Raw genomic sequence first — 13,213 nt, forward strand, 5'->3', positions numbered from 1 at the left:
AAGAGATGTACTAATGTATTGACATTAAATCACAAATATATTTATTAGTCTCCAGCCGGAGACTTTTAGCGATAACAAGGCGAATTTACGCGTCAATAGCTGGCCTATTGCAAGTAAATTCAACGCAGTTAGCGTTGAAAGTAGTCGCTGGAGATAGATTTATTATCCAGAGTTCAGGTTACTTAAGCAAAGCGCTTGAAATGGATGGACAAGTTCTAATTGAGCTTTGTTATTGCTCTATCTATGAACAATGCTGGGTAGTCGACAGAAACAACCAACCCAAAGAGGTTGCTCAATGTGAAATTGCTACTGATCAGCGCTTTGTGCAATAAGTTCTGTATTTAAGGTATAAAAAAGGCCACTGATGTGGCCTTACCCTGGATTGGGGGAAATTAGTGCTTGGTTGTCTAACCCTTAAAATTCAAAGTTGAATGAAAGTTGTAACGTACGGGGGTTGTAGTAGTTACGGTATTCCCCAAATGTTTCTGAACTCATATATGGGTTATTGTTGTAACCTGTTTGGCGATTAAATACGTTAAACAAGTCAGCTCTAAATTGCATCTCGAAATCACCTGCAACTTTAAAGTCTTGCGTATAGTTTAGATCAAGTTGCCAGTGGCTCGCACTGCGACGGCTACCTGCAGGCTCTCCATAGCGGCTTGTGTCGCTTGAATAACCATAGATTGAACCATCCCATGCTTCCCATGGTTTACCTGATTGAAATACAAAGTAAGCGCCCACATTCGCTTCCCAAGGAACCGTGTAGTAACCATAAACTTTTAACAAGTGTGGTTTATCACCTGATAATGTGCCGGAGCGGTTATCCCATGGATAGCGACCACGACCATCACCATAGTAAGACGACCCAATAAAGTTATTCGCATCATTAGTCGCGGTGGTATTATCTTGGTCAAAGTTACCGTAGTAATGACTCCATACGTATGATGCATTTACATAGCTGTTTTCACCCATGTACTCAGCTTCAATGCTGGCTTCCCAGTATTTGGTTTCGCCGCCATCAACTTCAGCAATAACATAAGAAGAACCACCAATCTCATCACGAATCGCATCTAGATTATCGACATATAACCCTTGTGCAGCAATATCAGCTGGTACACCTGATGCTTCAACCTCTGAATAATCAGTTAAGCGTCCAGTATTCGGCATATCTTCCCAAAAGTGATTACCTTTACGATGACGTACGTGAGCACGAAGTACTAAATCAGAACCGACATACTTAGTCGTACCAATTGTAAATTCGGTTACACGTCGTGGTTTCATGTCATCGGCAAATACTTTACCTGATGAACCTTGGCGAGGCTCTGCATAGATAACATTACCTGCATCATCAAATTCTACTTCGACTTCAGCACGAGTATTACGGTCCCATGATGCTGCACGTGCTAGTGAACTTGCTTCAGGGTTATAGATTGAGAAGTTAGCAAATACTGAATCTTCATCAGAGTAGGTCCAAGTTGCACCTAATCGCGGCTGCAGCATGTCAGTCCAATCTGTTTGGTACATTTCATATTTATTACCCGGAGCAACTTCGTAACCTGATAGTGTGCCAGATGCTTCGCGTAAACCTTGACCATACCAAGTGTCTTGGCTTACTAGTAAGCCAAGGTTGTAAGTCCAGTCACCCACTTCAATCGTGTCATTAATTTCAAAGTTAAGACTACGTGTTTCAGATTTTATTCCTGAAACGGGTGTGCTGCCATCAGTTGCAAGGCTCATTTGTTGAACATATGCACGATAAACAACTGGCGCAGTACTGCCTTCTTCTAAGCTTTCATCAAGCCCACCTACGTAAGAAACTCGGCCCCATCCATTTGATAAACGAGTAAGCTCTTCAACGCCTTTCTCCCACTTAGCACCAAAGTGAAGTGTGTGGTATGTATCACCCCAATCAAATTCGTGTTCAAGGTTTACTTCAAAGCTATCGCGAGAAAAGTCCTGGTTATCATATTGATAATAAGCACCTACGCCACCGCCACCAAGCATTTGACCATCTTCAGTATAACCATATTGGTTAATAAGTGGCGTTGCACCGTTATTAAAGGCATCAATCTGTGCTTGGGTATAACTCCCTTCTGGGTCGTAATCACGAATACTAGGGACTGAGAAGTAACCCATTTGTTCTAGGTTACTGATATCGAGCTGACTAGATAGCGACGGAGTTACAGATAACACGTTATCTGGCTGTGAGCCTGTATCTAGGTCAAATTTACTATATTGAAATGAGAGCGTAGTTGCTGAACCTAAAATCCAAGAACCATCTAACGTAAAGATATCTTGCGATGCTTTATCACCAACAGATACTGAGTCAGTTTCATAAGCACCAACAGAACGACCATTGATCTCTTTATCTGAAGTACGTTGTGAAATGTTTAACAGGAGATCATCAGTAGGGGCCCAAGTTAATTTACCAAAGTACTCATCACGTACGCTTTCGTAGTCTTTTACTTCACCGTAGGCGGTATCTTTATTCGAACGTGTTTCTTCTGGGCGGTAGTAAGAGGTATAAAAATACAATTCATCTTCAATCAGCGGGCCGCCTAAACTAGCTGTTAACCAGCTTTTATCAAGTTCATAGCTTTCTGAACCAACAGGTGTTGCAACAAAGCTTTTAGGTTGCACTTTATATTCAACGTTGCCGTGAAATTCATCAGTACCAGACTTTGATACAGTATTGATTGAAAAACCACCCGAGCGATTAAATCCAACGGCTTTTGCACCACCTCTGTCCATAGTAACAAACTCAACATCGTGAGTAGACGGTTCAGACGCTAAGTTACCATACATAGGCAATGATACATTTACGCCATCAAAGCCATATGAATTATCAACCCCTGAACCACCAGCAGATGGGCCAAGGGTTGAGTTTTGTGAAAGCTCAACACCGGGTACTAGTTTTAATAAATCGCGATAGTCTTGACCTACAGGTACGCTTTCAATCGCTTTTTTACCAAGCGAGTTACTTAATGACGAATTACCTTGGCGGAATAACTTACTGCCTGTTACCGTAATTACTTCAACGCTTTCTTTATTAGCACTTAGTACTACATTTGCACTCGAAGTTTGCTCAAGCAGTACATCAACGGTCATCGTTTGGGTAATACCGTTGTTGTCTTCAAACGTTAGCTCGTAAGTACCTGGTTTTAGTTGCGGTAAATCATAACTACCATCTTCACGCGTTACAACAGTACGTGCTTTTGGCATGACGTTACTGCGAGCTGTGATCGTTATTCCTGCGAGTGATTGGTTTGCTTGTTCTGTTACTACTTTACCTTTAATTGCACCGTTTAAGTTGGCGAGTGCTGGAGCACTACTCAGAGCTGCGGCTATCAGCGCACCTGTTATTGCAGTTTTTGGTACTCGCAAAGCGCGGTGTGTTGCTTGCGCTAAAGAGCTTATATTGAAGGTTGGTGCATGTTTTTTCATCGTTTCCCCGTCCTTATTATAAGTTTGTTTATTGCTCTGAACTGTGTTGATTTCCCGAATAGAGTCATAAACTTTTATTATTTGTTGCCATTCTATTAAACATGTGTTGCCAGTACTGGTCAAGAATAATTTCTTCTGAAACTGTTGTTTGATAGAAATAATATATATTAAAAGTATGGTGGTTATAATTTTTCACAATATGACTAAAGATAAATTTTAATAAAGTTGAATTAAAGTAATGAGTTACCTTGAGTCCCTCTTTGGAAAATATTTTCTTAAGTAAATAGCAAACGGGGTTGATTTGTAATTTAATAGTATCTTTTAAAATTAAATAATTATTTATGGAGGTAGCGTTGAAATATTTTATAGAGAAAAAGGATGTTGTTGGATTCAATTGAAAATAAAAAGGCCGCGAATGCGGCCTGTTCTATAGTGATATGTATTTAGTGGTTTCTAAACTCGCCAACTACATCATTAGAGTGCTCTAACAACTTGCGGCCTTGGCGACTAGACTGGGTTAATGCAATAAATAGGATGTCGATTACAAAATCTTGCGCGGTGCGAGCAAGAATAGATGATAAGCGCACGGATTCTTCTTCTGCAACAGAGTACAGTTTCACATTTGCTGCATCCGCCACGGGACTATTGCCAAACTTAGTAACAGAAATTACATGGCTATTGTTATGCTTTGCTTGTTTTACCACTTCAGCAATTTCACGAGTTACCCCTGATTCACTAATCGCGATCACTAAATCACCCTTACCAAACGTTGATACATAAGAAAGTTGTGCATGACCATCGGGTTCTGCGATAGCGGGCATACCAAGCTTTTGTAGTTTATAAGAGAAATCTTTTGCTACGAGCGCTGAGCCGCCTAAGCCACAAATTAAAATACGTTTAGCGGATTTAAGCAAACTAACAGCTTGTTCAAAAGAGGGGGCATCGTTAAGGTTTTTAGTTTCACTTAGTACGGCTAGCTTGCTACTTAATAATTTTTCGGCAATTTGTTCTAATGAATCACTTAATGTGATTTTACCGTGTAATTTCGGCTCGCTGGTTTCATCATTCAATGCATCGATAACCGCTAATTTAAAGGCAGGGAACCCTTTATAGCCCAGTTTCTGTGAAAATTTAACGACACTTGATTGGCTAACACCAACAACCTTGGCTAACTCAACAGAAGAAAGATTACGTATAGCATTAGCTGAATTCAATGTGAAGTCTGCTAGTTTTGCTTCACTGCTTGACAAAGACTGACGCAATGCTTTGATTTTAACAAATGTAGACATAGTGCTCGCTTATTAAAGTATTTAGTGTATTTATAGCATTAAATGAAATTAGCTTGTACTTATTTTGGGTTCACCTGTTGCTATAATTTATATATTAAATTTATAAGTAAATATAATATTCCAATTAGTTGTAAGTTTTTATTTGGAATAATACTTAAGAATAATAGGAATAATATAGTTTGACAACCAAATTAAGAAAAACTCTAATTAAAGCAATCGTAGAATCATTTTAGATATAAAATATCTTTCGCTATCTGTTTTTTGTAAATAAATTATTTACAACTTGTTCATCTGTGGTAGTGTTTAGCATAGGGAAAAGGTGAGATTGGTACTTGATAGTTTAAGCCTCACTATTTATGTTTATTATGATTTTTCAGTAATGAGAGAACTATGACGTTTGTATCTTGGTTTAAAAAGCTTGGCTTATTGACGACGGCAACCTTACTTGTAAGTTGTGCTTCTACGCCTTATGAATTTACTCAGTCAGCTAATTATAGCCATCGCGTTAAATTTTTAGTGATGCATTACACAGCCATTGATTATGAAAAATCGATGCGCGTATTGGTCGAAGAAGGCGGCCTAAGTGCTCATTACTTATTACCTGAATCAAACGATGCGAGCTACCCCGAAGACGAACTTAAAATTATTCAGTTAGTGGATGAGCACGATAGAGCATGGCATGCCGGACGCAGCTTTTGGCAAGGCCGAGAAGATTTAAACGACCAGTCCATTGGTATTGAAATAGTCAATGTGCCCACTTGCCATTACCCTGAGGTGCCCGCTGATGTACACATGGAAAATGATGCATCAAAACTGTGTATCTTTCCTGATTATGATGCCAAGCAAATGGAATTATTGATTGAATTAAGTAAAGGTATTTTAGCGCGTAATCCAGATATTGGGCCTACTCAAGTGGTCGGTCATTCCGATATTGCACCGAGCCGTAAAAACGATCCGGGCCCACGATTTCCCTGGTATCAACTTTATAAAGCTGGCATTGGCGCGTGGTACGAAAGTGAAACCGTTGATAAGTATTGGCAACAATTTAGTTTAGTTAAACCGTCGATAGCGTTAATGCAAAAAGCATTACGTGGCTATGGTTATGACGTTCAAGCAACAAACCAACTTGACCCACAAACACTTGATACCTTAAGCGCATTTCAAATGCACTTTTTACCTTGGCATGTAAGTGGTAATGCCGATGCCCGTAGTGCATCTGTACTGTTTGCTTTGATGGAAAAGTACTTTCCTAAAAAATTAACTAAGTTAATGGCACAATATGAAAAAGAACAAACAGTAGATGTCGCCAAACCAATCATCTTAAGTAATGCACAAGTTGTTGCACGGATCCCTGATAACAACCCAAGTAGCCGATTATTAGTAAATGACAGAGGGACTTTTAAAGCATATAAAGGCCGTGGCGAGCTTATTATTGAAAACACTAATGCAACCAGTGCGGATATTTTTATCAATGGTGAAAAAATCAACATTGCAAACCCATTAACCCCTCAACAACATTATAAATATAGCCTTTCTAAGCGCACTCATAATGGCACTAATACCTTCAAAGTAGATAACGTTATGCCTGAAGGTGCAAGTTTAACTTTACGATTTTCCTACCCAACACTTGCCAATAAAACCGCAAAAAAAGTGAGTTTTAAAGAAGTAGATACACTTATCAACGAAGAAGTAAACCAAGGTTTCCCCGGTGCTGTTCTTGCCGTGGTAAAAGATGGTCAGCTGATTAAGTTAAGCCACTATGGGGATGCAAAAAAATACTCTGCAGATGGAAGTTTACTAGCCCATCCGCAAAAAATGCACGCTGATACCCTATTTGATATTGCATCCAACACAAAAATGTTTGCCACTAACTTTGCGTTAATGAAGCTGGCTAGTGAAGGTCAACTGGATGTTGAAAAGCCACTATTTTATTACCTACCAGAATTTAGAGGTGCAGGGCGCGAGCAGCGCTTAGTGAAAGATTTATTGACCCATAGCGCAGGTTACCCTGCGGTGGTGGACTTTCACCGTAAAGATAATAAATTTGGCGAACGATTTTTCTCGCAAAATAGCTTGCGCACTAAAAACTTGTTACTAACAGGCATCCCCTTTGTGGCTGGGCGTAATGTAAGGCACCTCTATTCAGATATTGACTACATGTTACTTGGCGTATTAGTTGAGCGTATTACAGGGCAATCACTCGATAGTTACGTAGAAGGGCAAATTTACCAACCCTTGGGCTTAACTCAAACTGTTTATAATCCACTGCAAAAAGGCTTTAGCAAAAATAAAATCGCCGCGACTGAGCTGCAAGGTAATACCCGAGGTGGACGTTTAGAATTTGAAAATGTACGTACAACGGTATTGCAAGGCCAAGTGCACGATGAAAAAGCATTTTATGCACTTGGCGGTGTTGCAGGCCATGCCGGTTTGTTTAGCACCGGGCATGATCTGAGCATAATGATGCAGCTGCTATTAAATGGCGGTGGCTATGGCAACAAACAATTATTTACTCCACAAGTAATTGAGCAATTTACTAACGCACAAGCGAGCAACGAAACTTATGGTTTAGGCTGGCGAAGAGCCGGTCATGGGGCGCAAAAATGGCATTTTGGCCCTTATGCAAGCGCGCAAGCATATGGTCATACAGGGTGGACTGGCACAGTAACGGTTATCGACCCTGTGTATGACTTAGCAATCGTATTATTAACAAATGCCCGCCATACACCCATTGAAGGCAGTGACACTCACTATGAGTTTATCGGTAAAAAGTTTGAAACAGGCAAGTATGGCTCAGTGATTTCGCTTGTTTATGAAGCTCTTTTAAATCATTAGTCGAATTATGTTGAGTTTATTACGCAACATATTAAGCTAGTGGGCTTATTTTGGCCTCAGGCTGATAATAATTATAACAGCGGCATAGTCGCAACTTAAAAGGTTTTTGTATGTCTTGGTATTCCATTTTACCGCCGTTGATAGCGATACTAATCGTATTTTGGCGCAAAGAAGTGATTATGGCACTGCTTGTTGCCGTTGCTTCATCAGAGTTTTTATTAGCCTTACAAGGCGACGGTAACACGCTGTTTAATACTTTTATCAACACCATTGAACGTGTCGTAAGTGTGGCAAGCTCACCGGGTAATAGCCGCATACTCATATTTAGTATTTTGATAGGTGCATTGCTTGCTTATATTCGTGAGTCTGGCGGTGTGGCTGCCACTGTTAATATGTTGATGAACAAAGGCGTGGCCAAAAGCAAACGCCAAGTTGGCTTTTTAACTATGTTCTCAGGGATTGCAGTATTTATTGAATCTAACCTAAGTGTACTTACTGCGGGTATTTTGTCGCGTGGTTTATTCGATAAATTCAAAATGAGCCGCGCCCGTTTAGCTTATGTGATTGACAGCACCAGTGCGCCAGTGTGTATTTTAATATTACTCAATGGTTGGGGCGCATACGTACTTGGCTTATTGGGTAACTATGAAATGGACGAATCGGCTGTATCGGTTTTATGGGGCAGCATAGGCTATAACTTCTATGCAATCATTACCTTGTTGATAGTGTTTTACACCATTTCATTTGATAAAGTTCACGGTCCACTTAAAAAAGCAGAAGAACAATTAGAACATCAACAAACAGAACTACAAGAAGAAGTAAAAGGTACAAAAGCACGTTACATGCTAGTGCCGCTAATTACCTTAATTGGTAGTATGGTTGGCTTTATGTATTGGTCAGGTAATGGTGATATTGCCAGCGGTAGTGGTTCTAAATCAGTACTGTATGCCACTATTTTAGCCTGCGTAGTTGCTTACTTTTTAATGGTGTCATCACGTGAGTTTACTCACCATAAATTAGTTGATATTGGCTTTAAAGGCATGGGCGAGCTACTGCCTTTAGTTGCTATTGTTTTGCTATCACTTACTTTAGGTGCCAGCTTAAAAGACTTAGGCACGGGCGTATTTGTGGCAGGGCTGGTGGGTGATTACTTACCTATATACTTAGTGGTGCCAGTACTGTTTGTAACCGGTGCGGTTATCTCGTTCACCACGGGTACGTCTTGGGGCACGTTTGCAATACTTATCCCCATTGGTGTGCCACTGATCCAAGCGCTAGGTTTACCGCCTTCATTAGTGATTGCGGCAATCTTAGGTGGCGGCGTATTTGGCGATCATTGCTCGCCAATATCCGACACCAGTGCAGTTTCAGCAATTGCATCAGGTTGTGACTTACTCACTCACGTTAAAACCCAAATGCCGTATGCGCTATTCGCTGGTGGCTTAACATTTGTGGCTTACCTCATTACAAGCATTATAGTGTTGTAGAGAGTTAGCGAGAGTAAAGTTAACGAGAAAGCCTGCAAATTTGCAGGCTTTTTATTTTTGGGTAAATTTATTTCACAAAGAGAAAGGAATGAGAAGGAAATGAGTGATTCAATAATACTCCTCCTCAGCGCAGCGGCTCATAACGTCTTTGTGAACCTTTAATGGTAAAAGTAATTTGCTAATATAAATACAATATTGCGAAGCGCGAACCGCTATACTTTCGGTACTATTCGGTAAATTCCCATACCATCAATGCCCAGATATAAATCACCACTTGGGTGAGTTGAAATACTGCGTACGCGGCCAGCGCCTTCAAACAGCTTACTGTGACCCGTTACTTTATTGCCATCAAGCTCAACTAATACTAAGTGAGCAAACTTCATTGCACCAACGAGTACGTGACCTTGCCATTGTGGGTACTTATTACTGGTAACAAATTCCATACCAGAGGGCGCAATAGACGGTACCCAAACCCAGTCTGGTTGCTCCATTCCTTCACGGCTTGTTTCATCGGTAATTTTAGTACCAATATAATTAATGCCGTGGGTTATTTCTGGCCAGCCATAGTTAGCGCCTGCTTTAATAATATTGATTTCATCACCGCCACGAGGGCCATGTTCATGACTCCAAATTGCGCCCGTTTGCGGGTGTTTTGCCATGCCTTGAGGGTTACGGTGGCCATACGAATAGATACTCTTATGCGCATTTGGCTGACTTACAAATGGGTTTGACTCAGGAATTGAGCCATCGCTGTTAATGCGGTGAATTTTACCTGCATCGTACTCAAGGCTTTGCGGGTGAACATCACGCTTACCGCGATCACCGATAGAAAAATATAAATAACCGTCGTTATCAAACTCAATACGCGAACCATAATGTTTGGTTGCCGTGGTATTTGGCGCACCATCAAACAGTAGTTGAGTATTAACGAGCGCCATGTCTTTTAGTTGTGCGCGCATGATTGACGTATTATAGCCTTCGCCATCACCTTCATAACCAGAATATGAAAAGTAAATCCAGCCGTTGTCGTTAAAATTAGGATCAAGTTCAATATCTAATAAGCCGCCTTGTCCTTGAGCATGTACTTTAGGCACGCCAGTGATTTTTTGATCTAGCAATTTGCCATCACGAATAAGCCTAAGTTCGCCAGCGCGGTCAGTCACTAATAAATCTTGTTCGTTAAGCCACGCCATTCCCCAAGGGATTTGAATGCCTTTAGCGATTAATTCAAGCTCATATTTATCAGCGCTTTTAGCGACAGGAATTTCTTGCTCGGTTTGCTGTGCACATGCCTGTAAGCTTGTTAAACCAATGAGGCTGATGATTAAGCTAGTACAAAAAGACTTTTTCATAATGACTCCAATTTTTAAACATGATGCTATTAGCCTAGCGCGTTATGAGTGAGATTGTTATTAACTTTCACGAAAGTACGACTATTTACGTAAATATCAGATAAATGACGGAGTCGCCGCGCGGATGTTGTAGGTTGGTTAGAGTGCAACGAAACCCAACGAGCTTAAATTGTAGAATGTCATTTAGGACGAAAAAGTGAATTTCACCACAGAGGCGCTTCGCTGCACCGAGGTTAAATATTTGATGTGGGAGTTGGCTTTAGCCTCGAAGGGTTTAACACCATAGGCTCTGAGCTTGCTGGGCTTTTATCCCAAAAAGTTGCATCATCTTGGCTGAAGGTTTTTTCTGCTAACTTGCTAACTTGCTAACTTGCTAACTTGCTAACTTGCTAACTTGCTAACTTGCTAACTTGCTAACTTGCTAACTTGCTAACTTTTGTCGGGATAAATCCGCGACCTACATTAGAAACCTTATTCAAGGTTTTTTGCCAGATTGCTGGCAGCAACCAAGGTGCGCTCGGTTTTCAAATTGATTCTGCTGCAAGTAATTTATCCCTGAAGCTGGGTTCCTGTCAGCATCCATGCTTCCACTTCCTCGCGCTGCGAAACTTCGTTTCGGTCACTCGTCACCCAGCGCCCCCGAGCATCACGCTTAATCCTTCAATGCGTAATTGATGTGAACGTAAACGGCGAAGATAGGCCAACTTTCACATCCATGTACGCTCCCCAGTTCGGCCATCCATGGCCTCTCGTTCAAAGCTACGCTTTTCACCCATGGCCTAGTTCCGCCTTAACGCGCATCCATGCGCGATATTACTCATCAATTGCTTCTTTTCAGGGCGTGATGACGGGGGAAAGGGTGTTAAACGTGAGATTAGTTTTTAGTCTTGGTAAGATGCAAGACCTGACCTTGTGTATTTTTTTCTAAAAGCAAAGTTCAGCTTGATAGTCTGGATCATCATCTCCAGGAGCCGAATGTGTTTTAGATTGTGTTTGCATTTCTGCACTAAGTGAGACTGGTAGTCCTGTTTTTGAAAATACATTTAAATTTAATTCTTCATCATAGTGGTATTTTTGTTCGTTAGAGTTTTTTAATTCTAATGCAAACCCTAACAGAAAAGACTTGTTTTTCTTCATTTCTGATCCTTTTTATAAACCCAAACCCCATTATTTTCTATTACTTTATCCCCAATAATCCAGTATATCAATGCAATAGCAGACAGAGTGCTAACTATGCATAATTTTAAGCTTTCTAAAATTAAATCATTGAATGATGTAGTAGCGCCTAAAGTTAATAGAATCCCAATAAATGTTATTAATGCTCTTTGCGCTCTTTGGATATAAAATAAACGTTCACTATTAGGCTGGATTACTTGTTCATATTCCCAGATTTTACCTATAAGAATCTCTTTTCTCGCTTCTATTTCACACTTATCTTGAATTGAAAAGATATTATGGTGAGTAAACTGTTTTCTGCTCTGAGTTTTAAAGCTTTTGTTTGCATACCAAACCGCTCTTGCTAACCACAATGCAGCAAAAATATATATGGCTGTAATTAAGGGATCTGACTCATTACTTTGTAATGTATTTCTAGCAAAAAAAACCAGTATTGCAGAGCAAGCGCCTAGAGTACCTATTATTAATCCTGCTCTTTTCTCAGCCGATTCGCCTCTTTTATATTCTGAATCAATTTTTTCATCTAAAAATTTCTCACTAATTTTTAAGACTTCTATGTCAGAAGAAGTTACTTTTTGTTGAAGCTCACTTTCATTAAGCATTTTTTATCTCGTTCTTGATTAATTCTGAGGTGATAGCTTTCCTAATTCCTTGTTTTGTAATCTGTTCAATCCAAGCCCACTGCCCGTTAGGGTTCATCTCAAGGAAGTAAAACGTCTTATCCAAGGAATAGATTAAATCGATTGCAGAAAATTTCAAATTAAAATGTCTTGTTATTTTTATACATGCGGCTTCGATATCAACAGGTAGGTTTATTATCTTATGTTCTAAATTAATTTCGTAATAGTCAGAGAGTCGCCAATCTGTTGAGGTTTCTTGAAATTCCTGAGAGCTTATTTCTGTAGCAAATACTCTATCTCCAACGACAGTTACCCGTATGTCACTGTTTTTTCTATGAACTCCTGAAAAATCATAGGTACTTTTGCAAAATTTTTAATGGTAGAGAGCTGTTTAGAATTAAGTTTTTGTGTTGCTACTACTTTAGCTTTATAGCCATCATACTGAAAACCGTGCTTAACCGCTTTAGCTATAATCTGTTGATTATTACTTTGGTAGAAACTATAAATTTTCTCAATGTTTGATGTAATACAAGTATTCGGAATATTAAATCCAACAGACTTTGCTATTTGAAGTTGTTCAGGTTTATTGCTCGCTCTTAAAATATTATGTGGGGCGTTTAGCCATATTTTTTCAGGTATAACTCTCCATAAACTTTTTAGTGTTTCACCAACTTCCCTCATACCAAACTCTTTATCAGAGTTACTTAAGTTTAGATCAGGAAGCTGTGGCTGACGGATGTAAGCTCCATAAATCATAGTTGTTGATAATTTATAATTATCTGAATACCTATGAATAATAACTTCACTACCTTTAGAACTGATATCAAAGTTAACTTCCCACTTTAACTGAAAGTCTTCCGTATTTAATCGGACATATTTTATTTTTTTCTCAGATAAATAATGAACAAGGTAGTCAGTCGCCAAATCTGTTTTATTAGAAATAATTAATATCAATTTTTAGATTTCCATTTTTTTAAAACTTCTTGAATTCAAGTATTAAGTGCAATCAT

10 protein-coding genes are annotated in these 13,213 nt (G+C 39.6%); 3 read left to right on the top strand and 7 right to left on the bottom strand.

The window, feature by feature from the left end; genetic code table 11:
* The first annotated feature begins 107 nt into the window (after positions 1–107).
* Positions 108–332, top strand: a complete 225-nt coding sequence (locus B5G52_RS12250) for a hypothetical protein (protein WP_087532928.1) — start codon at positions 108–110, stop codon at positions 330–332.
* An 82-nt stretch (positions 333–414) separates the two neighbouring features.
* Here B5G52_RS12250 and B5G52_RS12255 read toward each other — a convergent pair whose 3' ends face one another.
* Together B5G52_RS12255 and B5G52_RS12260 are read right to left on the bottom strand one after the other, a co-directional pair.
* The gene (locus B5G52_RS12255; protein WP_087532929.1) at positions 415–3,444 is read right to left on the bottom strand and encodes a carboxypeptidase regulatory-like domain-containing protein; all 3,030 of its coding nucleotides are present in this window, start codon (positions 3,442–3,444) and stop codon (positions 415–417) included.
* Between the two features lie 443 nt (positions 3,445–3,887).
* Positions 3,888–4,733 (bottom strand): MurR/RpiR family transcriptional regulator, encoded by an 846-nt coding sequence (locus tag B5G52_RS12260; RefSeq protein ID WP_087532930.1) that lies wholly within the window; start codon positions 4,731–4,733, stop codon positions 3,888–3,890.
* Between the two features lie 390 nt (positions 4,734–5,123).
* Between B5G52_RS12260 and pbp4b the strand changes: the two genes are divergently transcribed.
* Both pbp4b and B5G52_RS12270 read left to right on the top strand, forming a co-directional pair.
* Entirely contained in the window at positions 5,124–7,568 is a 2,445-nt protein-coding gene (gene pbp4b / locus B5G52_RS12265; protein WP_087532931.1) for a penicillin binding protein PBP4B, read from the top strand.
* A gap of 110 nt (positions 7,569–7,678) precedes the next feature.
* Positions 7,679–9,055, top strand: a complete 1,377-nt coding sequence (locus B5G52_RS12270; RefSeq protein WP_087532932.1) for a Na+/H+ antiporter NhaC family protein — start codon at positions 7,679–7,681, stop codon at positions 9,053–9,055.
* A gap of 212 nt (positions 9,056–9,267) precedes the next feature.
* Here B5G52_RS12270 and B5G52_RS12275 read toward each other — a convergent pair whose 3' ends face one another.
* The 5 genes from B5G52_RS12275 to B5G52_RS12295 form a co-directional block, all read right to left on the bottom strand.
* Positions 9,268–10,407, bottom strand: a complete 1,140-nt coding sequence (locus tag B5G52_RS12275; RefSeq protein WP_087532933.1) for a PQQ-dependent sugar dehydrogenase — start codon at positions 10,405–10,407, stop codon at positions 9,268–9,270.
* 924 nt (positions 10,408–11,331) lie between these two features.
* Entirely contained in the window at positions 11,332–11,544 is a 213-nt protein-coding gene (locus B5G52_RS12280) for a hypothetical protein (RefSeq protein ID WP_087532934.1), read from the bottom strand.
* Positions 11,541–12,185, bottom strand: coding sequence for a hypothetical protein (locus B5G52_RS12285; RefSeq protein WP_087532935.1), 645 nt, complete (start codon positions 12,183–12,185; stop codon positions 11,541–11,543). The genes B5G52_RS12280 and B5G52_RS12285 overlap by 4 nt, the downstream gene beginning before the upstream one ends.
* Positions 12,178–12,522, bottom strand: coding sequence for a hypothetical protein (locus B5G52_RS22540; RefSeq protein WP_369679927.1), 345 nt, complete (start codon positions 12,520–12,522; stop codon positions 12,178–12,180). The genes B5G52_RS12285 and B5G52_RS22540 overlap by 8 nt, the downstream gene beginning before the upstream one ends.
* The gene (locus tag B5G52_RS12295; protein ID WP_087532937.1) at positions 12,513–13,157 is read right to left on the bottom strand and encodes an MvdC/MvdD family ATP grasp protein; all 645 of its coding nucleotides are present in this window, start codon (positions 13,155–13,157) and stop codon (positions 12,513–12,515) included. The genes B5G52_RS22540 and B5G52_RS12295 overlap by 10 nt, the downstream gene beginning before the upstream one ends.
* Positions 13,158–13,213 lie beyond the last annotated feature (56 nt).

Source organism: Pseudoalteromonas sp. A601 (genome assembly GCF_002165575.1).
In the GTDB taxonomy this organism is placed as follows: Bacteria; Pseudomonadota; Gammaproteobacteria; order Enterobacterales; family Alteromonadaceae; genus Pseudoalteromonas.